This window comes from Chitinophaga sp. (genome assembly GCF_035761305.1).
GTDB lineage: Bacteria > Bacteroidota > Bacteroidia > Chitinophagales > Chitinophagaceae > Chitinophaga.
Window position 1 is genome coordinate 1 of the sequence record NZ_DASTRI010000076.1, and the last position, 19,035, is coordinate 19,035.

Below are 19,035 nucleotides of genomic sequence, written 5' to 3' on the forward strand. Positions count from 1 at the left end.
GTGGTGTTAGGTTCCCGCATCCTGGGAAAGGGGGCCCTGAAAGGGGGCATGCCCATTTACAAATACATTTTTAACCGGATCCTTACCCTGGCGCAGAACATTCTTATTAACGAGAAGCTGAGTGAGTACCATACCGGGTACCGGGCTTTTTCGCGGCATGTGCTGGAAAGCATCCGTTATATGGATAACAGCGACGATTTTATCTTTGATAACGAAATGCTGTCGCAGATATTTATGAAAGGGTTTGAGATCGGAGAGGTAACCTGCCCCACCAAGTATTTTGAAGATGCATCCAGCATTAACTTCAAACGCAGCAGCATATATGGCTTAGGGGTGCTGCGGGTATCGCTGCAGTATTGCCTGCACCGGTGGGGATGGATGAAAGGGAAAATTTACTAAACAGCTGCAGCCTTGTCCGTTAGCAACCTGCTAAGGGCCGGCGCACAGCTAACAGCTTTATATGGGGTTTCAACATCAGTTTCAATTCGCTAAAAAATACCTGCACTATTATTTTACAGCCGGCAACCGGCACGATGTGCATTCGCCTTTTGTGTACGCCCTGGTAGAGGAGGTGCTGCGCGATAAAAGCACGCCGGCCGCATTTAAGGAGGTAGAGGCCCTGCGCGTCCAATTGCGCCAAAGCAGGGAAACACTTACCGTAACCGACCTGGGCGCCGGTTCCCTCACGGGGGCCGGTAATGTGCGCAAAGTGAGCGATATTGCAAAGTATGCTGCCAAACCGCCTAAGTTCGGGCAGCTGTTTTACCGCCTGGTGCAATACCTGCAGCCACAATACCTGCTGGAGCTGGGCACTTCCCTGGGCCTTTCCACCGCATACATGGCTTTGGCCAAACCAGGCGCGCAGGTAGTTACCATAGAAGGCTGCCCCAATATTGCGGCCCGCGCCCGGCAAAATTTTGAGCAGCTGCATATAAAGAACATTACGCAGCGCACCGGCAATTTTGATGAGGTGCTGCCTGCATTGCTGCGGGAAAAGCCCCGGCTGGACTGGGTGTTTATCGACGGCAACCACCGTAAAGAGCCTACCCTGGCTTATTTTGAGCAATGCCTTACCCAGGCGCACGACCACTCGCTGTTTATTTTTGACGACATACACTGGACACCGGATATGGAAGCCGCCTGGCATACCATTCAGCAGCACCCGCGGGTTACCCTTACCATTGACCTGTTTTTCATTGGCCTGGTGTTTTTTATGCCGGAAATAAAGGTGAAGCAGGAGTTTGTGTTAAAGTACTAATATGAATTACGAATTGAAATGCAGCGGACGGATAAGCAAGTATTAACACTCCAACTAATAGCTTATAGCTGTATCTTTATACTTACTGGTATAGTTACCGGATTGAAATGTAAAACTTCACCGGTACAATAAAAACATCGCATCCATTCGTAATTCGTAATTGAAAATTCGTAATTTAACCTATGCGTTACCTCATACTATTTGCCCTAACGTTCACGAATATATTGTATATGCAGGCTCAGGATAACATGCAGCCGCAGGATATGAGCGCCTATAGCCGCGAGCGCTTTTATAACGGTGGCGACACCCTGCGGTATCGCATGCTTACGCCCCTGCATTACGATACCCATAAAAAATATCCGCTCGTTATTTTCCTGCATGGCTCCGGCGAGCGGGGTACGGATAATGCTGCGCAGCTGCTGCATGGCGGCGACCTTTTCCTGAAAGACTCCATACGCCAGGCATTCCCGGCTTTTGTTGTATTTCCGCAATGCCCGCCCGGCATGACCTGGGCGCCTTTCCGGCTCCGGCGCGACAGCACCGGCAAGGTAACAGGGGCCGAATTTCCCGACGATGTGCCGCAACCTGCGCCCGGCGCGCTGGTAAAAGCGCTGCTCGACAGCCTGCTGGCAACCGGTAAAATAGATGCCAGTCGCGTGTACATTGGCGGCCTATCCTTAGGCGGCATGGGCACCTTTGATATGATAGCGCGCTACCCGGATGTATTTGCCGCTGCCTTTCCCATCTGCGGCGCGGGCAATGTTGCCAGCGCTGCCAGGTACGCCGGTAAAATACCCGTATGGATCTTCCATGGTGGCGCAGACCCGGTGGTGCCGGTGCAGTTTTCCCGCGATTTTTACGCCGCACTGCAACGGCTGCACGGAGAAGTGAAGTACACGGAATACCCGGGTGTTGGCCATAACAGCTGGGACAACGCATTTGCAGAGCCTGAACTCATACCCTGGTTATTCAAACACCACAAGAAATAAAGGAGATTTTTGTAAATTACGGCGAACAACGCTAAATGCTTGATGTAAGATGCCAGGGTGTAAAGCTTTCTGCATTAGCATAAGGCTTTCCACGTTTAGCGTAAAGCATTTTCCATATGAGCCAGGATCAAACTCTTGATGTTCCTCCCAGTTTCTATGAAAAATTCCGCCACCAGTTCTGGTATGGCAAATGGATGTGGGTAGCGGCTGTGGCGCTCTTTGTACTTTCCTTTATTTTATGGCAATGGTTTGGTATGAACATGGTGCAGGTACGCACCGGTAGTACCGATAACCGTAAAGTATTGCTGCCCGATGCTTCTGAGGTAGTAATGGATGCTGCCACCACCCTCCGGTACCACCAGCATTTTACCGAAACAGCCCAGCGGGAAGTATGGCTGCGGGGTGCAGCTGCTTTTTCGGTGGTGCGCAAACCCGAAATCAGCCGGCACCTGAAGCCTTTTGTAGTGCATACTGCTGTGCTGGATATTATTGCCACGGGCACCACTTTTAAAGTAGCGGCCTATAACCACACCATACAGGTTACCCTGGATAAAGGCAGCATTCACGTTCACTTTAAGGATAAAAAGCTGCCGGACCGCCTGCTGCTGCCAGGCGAAACACTGCAGTACAGCAGCAACAGCATGCCGGTAATACAGGCGGCCCGCAAATAAAAAAAATGTCCCGGCTTGCGGCCGGGACTTCCACACTGCACTTTGGATTGATTTGTTAACTATTTGTAATGGCTTTGATGGCCTTTTTAGTTGCGTCTATCGTAAAATCAAGGTCTTCCTGGGTGAGCGCGTTGCTCAGGAACCAGCTTTCAAAAGCAGAAGGCGGCAGGTACACGCCGCGTTCCAGCATGGCATGAAAGAACCTTTTGAACAGCTCATTGCTGGCGCCGGAGGCAGCGCTGAAATCAATAATGGGGTATTCTGCAAAATGTACGCTCATCATGGATCCTACGTGATTAATCTGGTGCACGATACCGGCGCCGCCTAATGCCTCATGCATACCATTTACCAGGTAATCTTTTTTCTCTTCCAGCCGGCTGTAAATAACAGGATGCTCGTTTAGTATCTGCAGCGTGGTATAACCCGCAATCATAGCTATGGGGTTACCACTGAGGGTGCCTGCCTGGTACACTTTGCCGGCAGGGGCAATCTGCTGCATGATTTCACGTCGGCCGGCAAAAGCGCCTACCGGCATACCGCCGCCAATGATTTTGCCAAACGTAACCAGGTCGGCCTTGATATTGAACAGCTCCTGGGCGCCGCCCCTTGCCAGGCGGAAGCCGGTCATTACCTCATCAAATATCAGCAGTATGCCGTTGGCATCGCACAGCTGGCGCAGGCCTTCGAGGAAGCCCGGTTGCGGCAGTATGCAGCCCATGTTACCGGCTACAGGTTCTACAATAATAGCGGCTATCTGCTCAGGGTTGTCGGCTATCAGCTGCTCAACGGCGGGCAGGTTATTGTAGGGCGCTGTTAAAGTGTCCTGTGCTACGGTTTGCGTAACGCCGGGCACTGATTGTATGTCGAGCGTGGCTACACCGCTGCCCGCGCTCACCAGGAATGCATCGGCATGGCCGTGATAATTGCCTTCGAACTTAATGAATTTGTTACGCCCGGTATAGCCGCGCGCCAGCCGCAGGGCCGACATACACGCTTCTGTACCGGAATTCACCATCCGCACCTGGTCTATATTGGGCACCATTTTCACGATCAGCTCCGCCACCTTTATTTCCAGCTCTGTGGGCGCGCCAAATGAAGTGGAGTAAGCGGCGTATTCCTGTATGGCCTTTATCACCGGTTCATAGGCATGGCCCAGGATCATGGGCCCCCAGGAGTTAATATAGTCTATGTACCGCACATCATCTACATCATACATGTAAGCGCCTTTGGCGTGTTTCATAAATACGGGCGTACCGCCTACGCTTTTGAAAGCACGCACCGGCGAGTTTACCCCGCCGGGGATGAGCTCCTGCGCCTTTTCAAATAACAGTTTGCTTTGAAAATACATGAGTTTAGGTTTAGTGAAGCAATCTTACGGCATCTTTTGCAAAATAGGTAGCAATGAGGTCGGCGCCGGCGCGTTTAATGCTGGTAAGCACTTCCAGGATGGCTTTTTCCTCATTGAGCCAGCCCATTTTTGCGGCGGCCTTTATCATGGCATACTCACCGCTTACATGATAGGTGCTAACCGGCAGGTTTACACGGTCTTTAATAATGCGTATAATATCCAGGTAGGCCAGGGCCGGTTTTACCATTACAATATCCGCGCCTTCTTCCACATCCATCAGTGTTTCCTTTATGGCTTCCGCGCTATTGGCGTAATCCATCTGGTAGGTTTTTTTGTCGCCGAAGCCGGGGGCAGAGTCCAGCGCATCACGGAAGGGGCCGTAAAAGCAGGAGGCATATTTGGCGCTGTAGGCCATAATGCCCACCTTGTCAAAATTGTTTTCTTCCAGTATGTTGCGGATGGCCAGTATGCGGCCGTCCATCATATCGCTGGGCGCAACAATATCGGCGCCGGCCTGTGCGTGGCTCAGGCTCATTTTGGCCAGCACCTGTACGGTAGCATCGTTCAGGATTTCCTGGTCTTTTACAATACCATCGTGCCCGAAGGAGGAGTATGGGTCCAGCGCTACATCGGTCATTACCACCATTTCAGGAATGGCGTTCTTAATGCTTTTAATGGCGCGCTGCATCAGCCCGTTCGGGTTTATTGCTTCGGTGCCTAAATTATCTTTCAGCTCATCTGCACACTTAATGAACAGCAATACGCTTTTAATGCCCATGCTCCACAGCTCTTTGGCCTCTTTTACAGTATTATCCAGCGAGTAGCGGAAATAGCCGGGCATGGAGCTGATCTCTTCCTTCACATTTTCCCCTTCGGTAATAAACAGCGGTGCAATAAAATCGCTTGGCGTTAATATTGTTTCCGCTACCATGGCGCGTATGGCCGGGGAGGTTCTCAGTATTCTGTTTCTGCGTATCATAAGCAAATAATTAAAATATTAAATCTAAAATGTAAAATGACGAATGTAAAAGTGGCCTGCCTTTTACATTTTACATTCAACATTTTACATTCTTTCACCCGGCCCAATCCCGTGGTTTTAAATATTCCAGCAGCTCGGCTTCCTTGCTGCCGGGTTCCGGCTGGTAGTTGTACTCCCACCGGGCCCTGGGCGGAAGGCTCATTAAAATAGACTCTATACGCCCGTTGGTTTTCAGGCCAAACAGGGTACCGCGGTCATGGACCAGGTTAAACTCTACATAACGGCCACGCCTGTACTCCTGCCAGTCTTTATGCGCACCGGTAAAAGGTATATCCTTTGTTTTGTGCACAATGGGCAGGTAGGCATCCAGGAAGGCTTTGCCGTTGGCCTGTGAAAACTGCAGCAGCTGTTCGGCGCTGCGTGCAGCATCCGGCCGCAGGTAATCGTAAAAAATGCCGCCTATGCCGCGTGCTTCGTTGTTGCGGTGTTTATTGATAAAGTATTCGTCGCAATGTTTTTTATACAGCGGGTACAGCTCTTCCCCAAAGGGATCGCAGGCGGCTTTAAAGGTGCGGTGAAAATGCCGGCCGTCTTCCTCAAACAGGTAGTAGGGGGTAAGATCGGCCCCGCCGCCAAACCAGCTGTCTTTCAGTGCGCCGTTTTTATCATACAGCTCAAAGTAGCGGAAGTTGGCGTGTACGGTTGGTACAAAAGGGTTCAGCGGGTGTATGACCAGCGAAATGCCGCAGGCCATAAACTGGCTGTCCTGTACGCCAAACTGCTGCGCCATTACTTCCGGTAAAGCGCCGTGCACCACAGAGGTATTTACGCCGCCTTTTTCAAACACAGCACCGTCTGCAATTACGCGCGTTTTACCGCCGCCGCCGCCAGGCCGCTCCCAGCGGTCTTCGCGGAAAACGGCCTTACCATCTATATTCTCCAGCGCCGTACATATTTCATCCTGCAGGCTGTGTATGAATGATATGAATGGTTCTTTTACGCTCATTGTTAATTAACAATTAATGATGAATAATGAATAATAGTTGCAGTGTGCACCATATTCGGTCTTCATCTTTTCAATTAATAATGCCTAATGAATAGTGAAAATTAATAATTAACAATTAACATCTGGTCTTCATCCTCCACCCTCAATTAATTATTAATTTTTAATTATTAATTATTCTTCACGGCGTCTATAAAGGCGCGGGCATGGTCTACCGGTACATTGGGCAAAATGCCGTGGCCCAGGTTGGCAATATGCCGCTGGGGGCCAAACGCCTTTAACATGGCTTTTACAGCCTTTTCAATTTCCGGTACAGGCCCCAGCAGCTTTGCCGGGTCAAAGTTACCCTGCAAGGTTACATTATTGCCTGCAAAAGCGCGTGCCCGCTGCGGTTGTATGCACCAGTCAATACCTAACCCGTGCGCGCCGGTGGCGGCCATTTCTTCCAGCGCAAACCAGGCGCCTTTGGCAAACATGATCACGGGGCATACCTCTTTCAGCGCCGCTACGATCTGCCGCATATATTGCAGTGAAAAGGTTTCAAAATCTTCCGGGCTTAACAGGCCGCCCCAGGAGTCAAACAGCTGCACGCAATCTGCGCCGGCAGCTACCTGCTCTTTCAGGTAAGCAATGGTGGTATCAGTGAGCATTTGCAGCAGCTGATGTGCTACCTGCGGCTGCTGGTAGCAGAAACCTTTGGCTTCATCAAATGTTTTGGAACCTTTGCCCTGCACCATGTAGCACAGCAATGTCCACGGTGCGCCGGCAAAGCCTATCAGCGGCACGCGGCCGGCCAGGGTTTGCCGGGTAAGGCGCAGCGCGTCAAACACATAATGCAGGCGGTCCTTTACATCCGGTACGCATATACGTTTAAGATCGGCAGCGCTTTTGATGGGCGCGGGTAATAAAGGCCCCATTTTTTCAACCAGCTGCACTTCCATGCCCATTGCCTGCGGTACCACCAGTATATCGGAGAAAATGATGGCGGCATCCACGCCTACCTGCTCTACCGGCATTACCGTAATTTCGGTGGCCAGCTCCGGGGTTTCACAGCGTTCAAAAAATGAATATTTATCACGCAGCTTAATATAGTCCGGCAGGTAACGGCCTGCCTGGCGCATCATCCATACCGGTGTACGTGCTGTTGTTTCTCCGCGTAAAGCTCTTAGCAAAAGATCATTCTTCAAATCGCTCATTCGTTGCAGTTAAAGGTTGTTAAAATATTCCCGGGTGGTGGTTAGCAGGCCCAGGGTGCTGGCTTGTTCACCCACAATAATTTTGTTACTGGTAGCTGCCTGCAGGGCTTTGCCGGTGGTATGGCCTATGGCAAAGCAAACAGCGCCGGCAGGCAGTGTATTTACGGAAAAAAAGCTGTGCACTGCGCTGGGACTAAAGAAAAGCACGCCGGCATAGCCAGTGGTGTTTAGCTTTGCAGGCGCAGCTGCATTTTCGTATACCACTATTTCGTGCACGGCAATGTGGTGCTGCTGCAAAATATCCGGCAGCTCATTGCGCCGTTGGCGGCCGCAAATAAAATACACTTCCTGTATGTTTGGCATGGCGGCTATGGCATGGGCCAGCGCTGTTGCATTGGCGGCCGTAGCTTTTACCCGGCATTGCGGCATATGCTGCTGCACTGCCTGCAGCGTGCCTGCTTCCAGGCAGCATATATCCCACTCAGGCATGCGGCTATCGGGGCGGTGCAGGTAATGGTTACACAGGCACTCCACGGCATGGGCGCTGGTAAATACCACGGTTACCTGCTGTGACAGCAGCGGCTGTACAACGGCCCACACGTTTTCCGTTACAACGGGATGTATTGTTGTAAACGACTGCACGGTTACATCCAGCCCATATGCGGCTGCCGTTTCCAGCAGGCTGTCACGCAAAGGCCTGGTGCATAATATGCGCGTACGTTTATTTTGTTGCATTTTTTATGGCTGCTACTATCTCATGGCCACCCCGGGCCAGTATGTCGTTACCGGCGGTTTTTCCCAGGTCTGCTGCCTGCTGTACCGGTACCTGCCGGGTGGTTTCCAGGAAAGTTTGCCCGTCCAGGCTGCTCAGCTCTGCGGCAAAATGCAGGGTATCGCCTTCAATATGCGCATAGGCGCTGATAGGGGTGGTACAGCCGCCCATCAGCGTGCGCAGGAAATCCCTTTCTACCTGTGTGCACAGCGCGGTGGCAGCATGGTGCAATGGTGCGCAGGCTTCGCGGCAAAAGACGTCATCTTCCCGGCATACGGCCACTACTGCCCCTTGCGCAGGAGCGGGCAGCATCCAGTCCAGCTCCAGGGAGTGCTCGGGGCGCAGGTGAATCCGTTCCAGGCCGGCGGCGGCAAAAATAGCAGCATCCCAGTTTTCATCGGTCAGCTTTTTCAGCCGGGTATTCACGTTGCCTCTTAAATTATGTATGTGGTGCTGCGGAAAACGGCGTTGCCACTGGGCCTTACGCCGCAGGCTGCTGGTGGCGATATTGGCGATATAGCCGGCCTGCTGTAAAAAGGCAGTGTCGTGCTTGTACACCAACAGGTCTTTTACCGGGCCTCTTTCCAGCACGGCTGCGGGTACTATATTTTCCGGTAACTGGGTAGGAACGTCTTTGAGCGAGTGCACTGCAATATCAATACGGTTATTCAGCAGGGCAATATCCAGGGTTTTGGTAAAAATGCCCTGTACGCCTATTTCATACAGCGGGGTAACCAGGTCTATATCTCCTTCGCTTTTAATGGGCACCAGCGTGGCAGTGTGGCCTTGTGCAGTTAGCAGGTCCTTTACCAGGTTAGCCTGCCACAAGGCCAGCTGGCTTTCCCGGGTGCCTATCCGTATTTCTTTTTGCATGAATTGTATTAATCCTGGTTTATGCCAGTGTCAAAAATGTCGTTGATCATAGCAATGTACTGATCGCCTTTTTCGGTTTCCTTGCGCACCTTGCCTGCCATGAGGTTGATCATTTTTTGTATGATGCGGGAAGATACTTCCTCCATATCTTCCAGGTCGTAGCGGGCGCCGTTCTTTTGCTGCTGTATTTCGCGGGTGTGTATTTCCTGCAGCTTATCTTTTACTGCTTTCAGCACTACGGCATGCTTACGCATTTTATACCAGTACAGGAACTCCGCCATATGCTCGTCAATGATCTCCTGTGCGCGGGGCACTTCTTTCATGCGCATTTGCAGGGTTTCGTCCTGTATCCTGGAAAGCTCGTCTACATTCACCAGCTCTACTCCCGGCAGCTTGCCTACGGCAGGTTCCACGTTAAAGGGAATGGAAAGGTCAATCACCAGTTTGGGCGATGCGCCTTTAAAATGAGCGGCCAGCACAGTTGGCTGCGGCGCGTTGGAGGCCACCAGCACTACATCGGCCTGCTGCAGCACCGCCGCCATTTCTTCATAGGGCGCAAACTTTAAGCCGTGTACACAGGCAAAATCCGCGGCTACAGAAGCGGTGCGGTTAATGAGGGTAATGTCCTGCGCGCCCAGGTAGCTGATCATGTTCTTGCAGGTGTTGCGGCCTATTTTGCCCACGCCTACGAGCACAATCTTTTTATTTTTTATGTCAGGCATCTTTTTTTCCAGCAGGCGTATGGTGGCAAAAGCCACCGATACAGTGCCGGCGCTAAGGCCTGTTTCGTTCTTAATTAATTTAGATACCTGCAGCACGCTGTTCACCAGCCTTTCGGAAAAGCCGCCCAAGCAGCCGTTGGTTTTGGCAAAGCGGGATGCGTTACGTATTTGCCCTACAATTTCGTAATCGCCCAGTATTTGTGAATCGAGTCCGGTGCTTACATGGTACAGGTGCTTTACGGCATCTTCACCGGAGCGTACATATGCCAGCTGCGCAAACAGGTTGCAATCGCCGTTGGTTTCCTTGCACAATACTTCCATCAGCTGCTGTGCGCTGGGTGCAAAACCGTATATTTCTGTTCTGTTACAGGTAGAAAGTACAAAGAGGTCGTCCAGTTGCGCAGCTTTTGCGTGCTCCAGGATGGTGAGATATTGTGCCTGACTGATGGCAAATAATCCCCTGATAGCAGCATCTGTTTTTTTGTAGTTGATCCCAACACTGTGAAAGTTGGCAATATCCTTTGTGTACGCAACCTGCATTTTAGTATATAAGCTTCCGGCTGCAAAAATACTCGCATGTGCAGCAACAAAAGGCATTTAGCTGTCATTAGTGTGTCATTTCTACTCATGGTAGTAAGGTGTATAAAAAAATGATTTTTATCAGCTTTGCGGCAATGGTATTCTAACAATTGTATGACATTTCATTGCTTGTTCACAAATCAGAACCGTTACTTTTGCAACAATTTCTGATAAATGGAAGCAAGATCTGATGTAGGCGTAGTGCTGATGAACCTGGGATCGCCCGACTCCACTGCGGTTCCGGATGTACAGCGTTACCTCAATGAATTTCTGATGGATAAACGGGTAATTGATTATCCTTACCTGTTACGTTGGTTATTGGTTACCCGCATCATTGTGCCGCGCCGCGCGCCCCAATCCGCGGAAGCTTACCGTTCTATCTGGTGGGAAGACGGTTCTCCTTTAATCGTGTTAACCCAGCAGCTGCAAAAGGCCGTGCAGCATGATCTGCAGATGCCCGTTGAAATAGCGATGCGTTATGGCAACCCTTCACCTGAAGCTGCATATAATAAACTATTGCAGGAGAACCCGCAGCTGAAAGAGGTGGTGCTGCTGCCGCTATACCCGCACTATGCCATGTCGTCATACGAAACAGCAGCGGAATACGCCAAAGAAATATACAGGAAGAAAAAATACCCGTTTAAGCTTACGGTAATACCACCTTACTATAACGAGCCTGATTACATCAATGCTGTAGCGGAAAGCATGCGTCCTTATTTGCAGCAGGATTATGACCATGTGCTGTTCAGCTATCATGGCGTGCCTGTACGGCATATACGAAAGGGAGATGTAACCGGTAAGCACTGCCTGCAGATGAATGACTGCTGCCATGTAAAATCTGCCGCGCATGAATACTGCTACCGGCACCAGGTAATTAATACTTCAGAGCTGGTGGCGGCCAGGCTGGGATTGCCGGCTGATAAGTGGAGCGTATCTTTCCAGTCAAGGCTGGGGCGCGAGCAGTGGCTGCAGCCTTACACGGCTGCGCGTTTGCAGGAGCTGCCCGGGGAAGGCAAAAAGAAGCTGCTGGTAGCATGTCCCGCTTTTGTGTCGGACTGCCTGGAAACGCTGGAGGAGATTGCCGTTGAAGGCAGGCATACCTTTATCAACAACGGCGGCGACAGCTTTACCATGATCCCCTGCCTGAACATACATCCCCTGTGGGTGCAGGCCATAGTGAAGTGGTGCGGCGGGTTAGCCAACAGCTAAAAACACCTTCCTCATGAATAACACTATTCTTATTGCGGGCGCCGGTTTAACCGGCTTAACCATTGCTTATGAGCTGCAGCGGCGCAACCTGCCTTACCTGCTGCTGGAAGCCGGCAATGCCCCCGGCGGTGTGTTCCGCACCCTCCGGCAGGATGGTTTTACACTGGATGCCGGCCCTAATTCCATTGGCGCTACAGCGGCCACGATGGACTTTATCAGGGAAACAGGGCTGGAGCAGGAAGTAATGGAAGCAGCGGCAGTAAGCAAAAACCGGTTCCTGGTAAAGGATGGTCACCTGCATCCTGTATCGCCGCACCCCGTAAAAATATTATCCTCCAAATACATCAGCGGCAGCGCCAAGTGGCGTTTGTTCACCGAACGTTTCCGCAGGCCGCAGCCCGCTGCAGCAGAGGAAAGCGTGGCCAGCTTTGTACAGCGCCGTTTTAACAAAGAGATCTGCGACCTTTTGTTTGATCCCATCCTGTCCGGCATTTACGCCGGCGATCCTGCCCGTTTATCTATACAGGAAGTTTTACCCTTTTTGCCAAAGTGGGAGCAGGAGTACGGCAGCGTAACAAAGGGGCTGTTTAAAAACAAAGGGCTGATGGGCGGCCGCAAAATAATAGCTTTCAAAGGCGGTAATGAAACGCTGGTAAAGCGCCTGGAACAGTTGCTTACAACATCAGTGCAGTATAACAGCCGTATAACCGGTATTACGCCGGCAACCGGCGGTTATGCCGTACAGTATAACGCCAACGGGCAAACGGTAACTATTGAGGCAGGCCGTGTGATATTTGCCACGCCTGCCTATGCGGCCGCTGCTGCCATACAGGGCCTGGATGCTGCTGCTGCACAGCTGTTACAGCAGTTGTATTACCCGCGTATGGGTGTACTGCATGTTGGTTTTGAGCGCAGCGCTGTACAGCAGCTGCCGGCGGGCTTTGGATTTTTGGTGCCGCAGGCCGCGCGCCTGCATTTCCTGGGAGCGATTTGTAATTCGGAAATATTTCCTTCCCGTGCACCGGGGGATAAAGTATTGCTTACGGTTTTTACCGGCGGTGTGCAGCAGGAACATTTTTTTGACGAGATGAGCGATGCTGTGCTACAGCAAAAGATAATTGACGAGCTAACGGCTTTGCTGCACATAACCCAACCCCCGGTGCTGCAGCGCTTCAGCCGCTGGGAAAAAGCTATTCCGCAGCTGAACACCGGCCACCGGCAGCTGCGCGCGGCGGTGCAGGCTTTTGAGCAGCACTACCCCGGTATACATATCAGCGGCAATTACATCAGCGGCGTGGCCGTACCGGTTATTATCCAGCAGGCGCAGGTGCTGGCGGAAAAGCTGGCCCGGTAATAACATCAGGCGCAGGCGCTGCAGCAGGTTTTGCATGCAATCAGCCTCCATGCTGCGCGTTGTGTACCGGTTGTATACGGCGCGATGGCGGCCGTAAGAACCAGGAGGCTATATTAAGCGCCAGAAATGCCGTTGGCCATATCCATTTGCTGAAGTTATCGCCGGCAGCCAGGTGAGAGCATAATGCCCCGGAAAATAAAAAGAAGATGCCTGCATACGCCCATTCTTTCAGCAGCAGCAGCCGCGGCGCCACCAGCGCAATAGCCCCAAGCAGCTTCCATGTTCCCAGGATCAGCAGCAGGTATACCGGGTAGCCCAGGTGCGTTACCACATCCCGTACCAACGGTATCTGCCGCAGGTCCCAGGTGGCGCCGTAGGCCAGCTCAAAAGCAAGTAAACCGGTAACCAGCCAGTAGGCAACGGCGCGTGACCGGTTGCCGACTGTAGTGTTTGTGGGAATATTGCTCATGGTATTAAAAGTTTTGCGTGGTAATAATGATTGAATTTACCGGAATTGGACAGGTTGGAAAAAATATTTAAATTTCATTAATAAAATTCCAACGGATGATTGCAGGAGTTCTTAAAGAAAAAACAGGCGAGCAACGTGTTTCTTTAGTACCGGAAGTCGTAAAGCAGCTTGTCCAGCAATCAGTTACCGTGTGGGTAGCACCCCAGGCCGGCGCCCTGGCTTTTTATCCCGATGAGGCCTACACGCAGGCCGGCGCCATTATTAAACCTGCTGCTGAAATTATCCAGCAGGCAACTTTGATCCTCAGCATACAGCTACCGGAGCCGGCTATATGGGAAGCCATACCAGCCGGTAAAATGCTGGCCGGTGTATATCAACCCTTATATAACACGGAATATATGCAGCAGGCGGCAGCCCGGCAGCTTACCATTTTCAGCCTCGACAGCATTCCCCGTACCACCCGCGCCCAAAGCATGGATGTGCTTAGCTCCCAGGCCAATATTGCCGGCTACAAAGCCGTGCTGCTGGCAGCGTACACCTATGGCCGTTATTTCCCTATGTTCATGACCGCCGCAGGCAGCATTGCCCCGGCTAAGGTATTGATATTAGGCGCCGGCGTAGCCGGTTTGCAGGCCATTGCCACTGCCCGCCGTTTAGGTGCGGTAGTAGAGGTGTTTGATACGCGCCCGGCTGTTAAGGAAGAAGTAATGAGCCTGGGCGCCCGTTTTATTGAAGTGGAAGGCGCAGCAGATGCTTCCGCCGCGGGCGGTTACGCGGTAGAGCAAACGGAAGCGTATAAACGCCGGCAGGAGGAGAAAATAGCGGCCAGCATTGCCAAAGCCGATATTGTGATTACTACCGCGCAGATACCCGGTAAGCCGGCGCCGCAGCTGATTACACAAGCCATGCTGGAAAACATGCGTCCGGGTGCCGTAATAGTGGATCTTGCAGCTGCAACCGGCGGCAATACTGCGCTTACGGTCAATAACAGCACTATACATCATAACGGCGTTACCATTATCGGCAACTCCAACCTGGCTGCTGCCATGCCGGCAGACGCCAGCAAGCTGTATGCCCGTAACCTGTTCAACTTTTTACAGCTCATTATCCGCAATGGCGAAGCTGCCCCGGATTTTGATGATGATATTGTGCAGCGCGCCTGTGTAGCGGGAGGCAAATGATAATCCGTAATTCTCTAAGCTATGTCGCTTTTATACATCGTTATTCTGTCTATTTTCCTGGGTGTGGAAGTAATATCCCGGGTGCCTTCTGTGCTGCATACACCGCTGATGAGCGGTGCAAATGCCATTCACGGCGTTGTGATCATCGGCGCTATCATTGTGATGGGGGAGGCGGCAGCAGATGATTACATTGCATTGATACTGGGTTTCCTCTCCGTAATACTGGGCACGTTGAACGTGGTGGGCGGGTTTGTGGTAACAGACCGGATGCTGGAAATGTTTAAATCCAAAAAATAAGCTATGGCTGTTGACGTGTTATCCATCATTTACCTGCTTGGCTCCGTTACGTTCATCATTGGCCTTAAAATGCTCAGCCATCCTGCTACGGCCCGCAAGGGCAACTGGATAGCGGCAGCGGGCATGGCGCTTTCTATCCTGGGCACTATTTTCCTGTATGAGCACAACGGGCAACGCCTGCATAACTACGGATGGATATTCACGGGCCTGATCATTGGCGGTATTATTGGCGTGCTGGCGGCTAAAAAAGTAAAAATGACCGCCATGCCGGAAATGGTAAGCCTTTTCAACGGCACCGGCGGCGCGTGCGCCGCGCTTATATCACTGGTGGAATTCGGGCGTTTAAGTGAAACCGGAATGCCTGCCGGCGAGCTGTTAACCATACTCCTGGGCCTTATGATAGGCGCTGTTTCCTTTGCAGGCAGCATGATTGCCTGGGGAAAGCTGAACGGGCGCATTAAAGACTTTGCATTTAACGGCCAGCATATTGTAAACCTGGTGGTGCTTACCGTAATGCTGGGGTGTGCAGTTTGGCTGCTGGCGGGCAATAACAATATGCAGCTGCATCACCGGTTTTTGGTTTACGTGGTGCTGGCGCTGGCATTGGTGTACGGCGTATTGTTTGTAATGCCTATCGGCGGAGCCGATATGCCGGTGGTGATTTCCCTGCTGAACTCTTTTACCGGCGTGGCCGCAGCCTGCGGCGGTTTTTTATACAACAACCAGGTAATGCTTACCGGTGGTATACTGGTAGGCTCCGCAGGCACCATTCTTACCATATTGATGTGCAGGGCCATGAACCGCTCGCTCAAAAATGTGCTCATTGGCTCGTTTGGCGGCGCTAGGGCCGGTGTGGCCAAAGAGCAGGGGCAGTACAAAGCTATCTCGCTTTCCGATGCTGCCGTGGTGCTGGCCTATGCGCAAAAAGTAATGATAGTGCCGGGATATGGACTGGCGGTGGCGCAGGCGCAGCATGCCTGCCACGAGCTGGAAAAGCAGCTGGAAGAAAGAGGCGTAAGCGTGCTGTATGCCATTCACCCGGTGGCCGGCCGTATGCCTGGCCATATGAATGTGCTGCTGGCAGAAGCAGATGTATCTTACGACAAGCTGCTGGAAATGGAGCAGGCCAATGCATCCCTGCCAACTACCGATGTGGTGCTGGTGTTAGGCGCTAATGACGTGGTAAACCCCGCTGCTAAAAATGACCCCGACAGTCCCATATACGGTATGCCTATACTGGAAGTGGAAACCGCCAAAATGGTGATCGTAAATAAACGCAGCATGAAACCAGGCTACGCTGGTATCGAGAACGAACTTTTCTTTCAGCCCCGCACCTCTATGTTGTTCGGCGATGCCAAGCAGGTATTGCAGCAACTGATCACAGAAATAAAGCAGGTGTAAGCAGTGTTGCCGGCTACTTACCAGGTATGCTGCCTGCAAGGCGCCGGCGGCAATTGCAGCGCCGCATAATGCCCCGGGCGCAATAACGGCAGCACTGCGTGCAAAGCGCCGCTTTTCAGCAACGCGTAATTACAGATGCGGCTAATAATTTTTTATTTTTGTGCAAAAGTTTTAGCTATTGTCCACTTACTTGCCGGCAGCGCTGTTAGCCAGCTTACAGGAGCTTCCGGGTTATAATGAAGCCGCCTTTTTACAGGTACATGCCAGCGGGGAACGCGTTACTTCCCTGCGTTTAAACCCGGCCAAAGTGCCGGATGCGGTTGTTGCTGCACAGGTGCTGCAATCGCTCGGCCCCACGCCGCCTGCGCCGGTGCCCTGGTCGCAATACGGCTATTACCTGCCGCAGCGCCCTTCTTTTACGCTGAATCCTTTTTTTCATGCAGGTGCTTATTATGTGCAGGAAGCATCTTCTATGTTCCTGGAGCATGCAATGCGCCAAACCTGCAACCTGTTGCAGCCTTTAAAGGTGCTGGACCTGTGCGCCGCACCCGGCGGCAAAAGCACGCTGCTGCAATCCATACTTGCCAACGGCAGCCTGCTGGTAGCCAATGAGGTGATACGGGCGCGGGCCGGTTTGCTGGCAGATAATATGAGCCGCTGGGGTGCGCAAAATGTGGTGGTTACCAATAATGACCCGCGGGATATGTCGCGGCTGCCCGGCTTTTTTGATGTGCTGGTGGTAGATGCGCCCTGCTCCGGCTCGGGCCTTTTCCGCCGCGAGCCCGAAGCAGTAGCCGAATGGTCGCCGGATAACGTAGCACTGTGCAGCCAGCGGCAGCAGCGCATCCTGGCCGATGTATGGCCTGCATTAAAAGAGAACGGCGTGCTTATTTATTCCACCTGTTCTTATTCAAAAGAAGAAGATGAAGTGATTATGGATTGGCTGTGTAATGAGCTGGGTGCAGAAAATATACCGCTGCAGGTACCGGCTGCATGGAATATTGTAGTCACTCATTCGGATAAACGAAATTGCGAAGGGTACCGCTTTTATCCCGACCAGGTAATGGGCGAAGGTTTTTTTATTGCCTGCTTCCGCAAAACCAATGAAACGGCGGCGCCGGCCCGCCGGCAAAAAGATACCTTGCCTGCGCTGCCTAAAAAAGAGCAGGAGAAAGTGTATTCCTGGCTGCATGATACCGCCTCCCTTTTCCTGATGGAGCACCAGGGCGAAGCTATTATTTTGCCTGCGCAGCTAACACCGGCAGTGGCATTATTACAACAACAGCTATATTTGCGGAAAGCCGGCGTAAAAGCCGGGCAGCTGACTGCGAAAGAGCTGGTGCCGGATCACCAGCTGGCCATGAGCACCCTGCTGGCCGCCGGCATTCCACGGGTAACGCTGAACCACACGCAGGCCTTGCAATACCTGCGCAAGGAAGACCCGGCGGTACCTACCGGCATAAAAGGCTGGGCTTTGATGCAGTACGAGCAGATGCCCCTGGGATGGGCCAAGGTACTGCCTAACCGCATCAACAATTATTATCCTAAAGAACTCCGTATTTTGAAAGAGATTTGAGGTTTTCACAATGATTGATGTTCAAAATTTATCAATTTAACACATATATTCGTTGCCGGAAATTGCGTTTTAGCATTATAAAAGAGTCAGTATGGTCAGATCACTGTTGATAATCATGGGAATTTTGTTGGGTACAGTAAATCTGCAGGCACAGGCGCCGCTGGAGATACAAGGCACTGCACCCGACCTGTATGTAATGCATACCGTAACCAAAGGAGAAACATTTTATAGTCTTTCACGCAGCTACAGCGTGCCGCCCAAAGAAATTGCCGCAGCCAATAACCTGGCTTTTGACGGCGGCCTGCAGCTGGGCCAGACGGTAAAAATACCGCTGACCAAAAGCAACTTTATGCAGGGCGGCAATGCCGGAGGGCAGCCTGTTTATCACAAAGTAGCGGAGAAGGAAACATTATACCGCATCAGCGTTAACTATAACAAGGTGCCGCTGGATAACATCCGCCACTGGAATAACTTTACAGGCGACGGCGTGCAGAAAGACAGCTACCTGATAGTGGGTTACCTGAAAGGTTCCGGTAATGGCGCGGCTGTGGCAGCGCACACACCCGCAGCTGTGCCTGCATCAACTCCTGTATCGTCACCAGCGCCGGCGCCTGTTAGCCCTGCGGCCGCACCGCCGGTAACGGCCACCAGCAGCACCAATACAGCTGCGGGGAAAGAAACCGCATCATCATCCGTATTAACGCCTGCGCCGCCGGTTACTACCAATGCCAATGCAGGAAGTGATAACAGGGATATGACACCCACCAGCACACACACTGCTGCAGCACCGGCTCCCGCGCCTGCTGCCGCTACACCGCCTCCGCCGCCGGCCGGCGCCAGCTTTGAGCAGCTGTATGAGCAGCAGACTGCCGGTAAAAAAGTAGCTACCGAAAAAGGCCCCGGCGCCTGGTTCAAGAGCAATGCGGGCCCGGGTAAATATTATGCGTTGCATAACACTGCTCCCCGCGGCACTATTATAAAAGTTACCAACCCGCTGAACGGTAAATCCATTTATGCAAAAGTGCTGGAAGCTATTCCGCAAATGAAGCAGAATGCGGGTTTGATCATTAAGCTGAGCGATTCTGCCCTGGAAGCGCTGGGCACCAATGAGGCGAAGTTTTACTGTGAGCTTAGCTACGAAAACTAAGGGCTCGAATC

General features: G+C 52.0%; 18 protein-coding genes and 1 pseudogene. 11 read left to right on the top strand and 8 right to left on the bottom strand.

Annotated features, from left to right (window positions below; all coding sequences use genetic code 11):
• The 4 genes and pseudogenes from VFS25_RS06810 to VFS25_RS06825 form a co-directional block, all read left to right on the top strand.
• Positions 1-399: pseudogene (locus VFS25_RS06810) on the top strand (glycosyltransferase family 2 protein); the annotation flags it as partial.
• A 61-nt stretch (positions 400-460) separates the two neighbouring features.
• Positions 461-1,258 (top strand): O-methyltransferase, encoded by a 798-nt coding sequence (locus VFS25_RS06815; RefSeq protein WP_326461376.1) that lies wholly within the window; start codon positions 461-463, stop codon positions 1,256-1,258.
• Between the two features lie 230 nt (positions 1,259-1,488).
• Positions 1,489-2,247 (top strand): dienelactone hydrolase family protein, encoded by a 759-nt coding sequence (locus VFS25_RS06820; protein WP_326461377.1) that lies wholly within the window; start codon positions 1,489-1,491, stop codon positions 2,245-2,247.
• 116 nt (positions 2,248-2,363) lie between these two features.
• Positions 2,364-2,918 carry a FecR family protein gene (locus tag VFS25_RS06825; RefSeq protein ID WP_326461378.1) on the top strand — a complete coding sequence of 185 codons (555 nt, stop codon included), beginning with the start codon at positions 2,364-2,366 and terminating at the stop codon, positions 2,916-2,918.
• Between the two features lie 55 nt (positions 2,919-2,973).
• On the opposite strand, the gene hemL is transcribed toward VFS25_RS06825, so the two are convergent.
• From hemL to hemA, 7 genes are all read right to left on the bottom strand, one after another.
• On the bottom strand, positions 2,974-4,266 hold the full coding sequence (hemL, locus tag VFS25_RS06830) for a glutamate-1-semialdehyde 2,1-aminomutase (protein ID WP_326461379.1): 1,293 nt from the start codon (positions 4,264-4,266) through the stop codon (positions 2,974-2,976).
• A 10-nt stretch (positions 4,267-4,276) separates the two neighbouring features.
• Positions 4,277-5,245 carry a porphobilinogen synthase gene (hemB, locus tag VFS25_RS06835; protein WP_326461380.1) on the bottom strand — a complete coding sequence of 323 codons (969 nt, stop codon included), beginning with the start codon at positions 5,243-5,245 and terminating at the stop codon, positions 4,277-4,279.
• Between the two features lie 94 nt (positions 5,246-5,339).
• The gene (gene hemF / locus VFS25_RS06840; protein WP_326461381.1) at positions 5,340-6,251 is read right to left on the bottom strand and encodes an oxygen-dependent coproporphyrinogen oxidase; all 912 of its coding nucleotides are present in this window, start codon (positions 6,249-6,251) and stop codon (positions 5,340-5,342) included.
• 167 nt (positions 6,252-6,418) lie between these two features.
• Positions 6,419-7,444: a uroporphyrinogen decarboxylase gene (gene hemE / locus VFS25_RS06845; RefSeq protein ID WP_326461382.1), complete on the bottom strand. Its 1,026-nt coding sequence runs from the start codon at positions 7,442-7,444 to the stop codon at positions 6,419-6,421.
• Between the two features lie 9 nt (positions 7,445-7,453).
• Positions 7,454-8,179 carry a uroporphyrinogen-III synthase gene (locus VFS25_RS06850; protein WP_326461383.1) on the bottom strand — a complete coding sequence of 242 codons (726 nt, stop codon included), beginning with the start codon at positions 8,177-8,179 and terminating at the stop codon, positions 7,454-7,456.
• Complete coding sequence (gene hemC, locus VFS25_RS06855) at positions 8,166-9,089, bottom strand: hydroxymethylbilane synthase (RefSeq protein WP_326461384.1); 924 nt, start codon at positions 9,087-9,089, stop codon at positions 8,166-8,168. The genes VFS25_RS06850 and hemC overlap by 14 nt, the downstream gene beginning before the upstream one ends.
• A gap of 8 nt (positions 9,090-9,097) precedes the next feature.
• Entirely contained in the window at positions 9,098-10,351 is a 1,254-nt protein-coding gene (gene hemA / locus VFS25_RS06860; protein WP_326461385.1) for a glutamyl-tRNA reductase, read from the bottom strand.
• 213 nt (positions 10,352-10,564) lie between these two features.
• On the opposite strand from hemA, the gene hemH reads away from it, so the two are divergent.
• Together hemH and hemG are read left to right on the top strand one after the other, a co-directional pair.
• Entirely contained in the window at positions 10,565-11,599 is a 1,035-nt protein-coding gene (gene hemH / locus VFS25_RS06865) for a ferrochelatase (protein WP_326461386.1), read from the top strand.
• Positions 11,600-11,612: 13 nt separating this feature from the next.
• Entirely contained in the window at positions 11,613-12,953 is a 1,341-nt protein-coding gene (hemG, locus tag VFS25_RS06870) for a protoporphyrinogen oxidase (RefSeq protein WP_326461387.1), read from the top strand.
• A 40-nt stretch (positions 12,954-12,993) separates the two neighbouring features.
• On the opposite strand, the gene VFS25_RS06875 is transcribed toward hemG, so the two are convergent.
• Positions 12,994-13,422: a DoxX family protein gene (locus VFS25_RS06875; protein ID WP_326461388.1), complete on the bottom strand. Its 429-nt coding sequence runs from the start codon at positions 13,420-13,422 to the stop codon at positions 12,994-12,996.
• A gap of 95 nt (positions 13,423-13,517) precedes the next feature.
• On the opposite strand from VFS25_RS06875, the gene VFS25_RS06880 reads away from it, so the two are divergent.
• From VFS25_RS06880 to VFS25_RS06900, 5 genes are all read left to right on the top strand, one after another.
• Positions 13,518-14,603: a Re/Si-specific NAD(P)(+) transhydrogenase subunit alpha gene (locus tag VFS25_RS06880; RefSeq protein WP_326461389.1), complete on the top strand. Its 1,086-nt coding sequence runs from the start codon at positions 13,518-13,520 to the stop codon at positions 14,601-14,603.
• Positions 14,604-14,624: 21 nt separating this feature from the next.
• A complete protein-coding gene (locus VFS25_RS06885; RefSeq protein WP_326461390.1) occupies positions 14,625-14,900 on the top strand; it encodes an NAD(P) transhydrogenase subunit alpha in 276 nt (91 codons plus the stop codon).
• A gap of 3 nt (positions 14,901-14,903) precedes the next feature.
• Complete coding sequence (locus VFS25_RS06890) at positions 14,904-16,301, top strand: NAD(P)(+) transhydrogenase (Re/Si-specific) subunit beta (protein WP_326461391.1); 1,398 nt, start codon at positions 14,904-14,906, stop codon at positions 16,299-16,301.
• Positions 16,302-16,479: 178 nt separating this feature from the next.
• Positions 16,480-17,877 (top strand): methyltransferase RsmF C-terminal domain-like protein, encoded by a 1,398-nt coding sequence (locus VFS25_RS06895; protein WP_326461392.1) that lies wholly within the window; start codon positions 16,480-16,482, stop codon positions 17,875-17,877.
• Between the two features lie 115 nt (positions 17,878-17,992).
• Positions 17,993-19,024, top strand: a complete 1,032-nt coding sequence (locus tag VFS25_RS06900; protein ID WP_326461393.1) for a LysM peptidoglycan-binding domain-containing protein — start codon at positions 17,993-17,995, stop codon at positions 19,022-19,024.
• Positions 19,025-19,035: the final 11 nt, after the last annotated feature.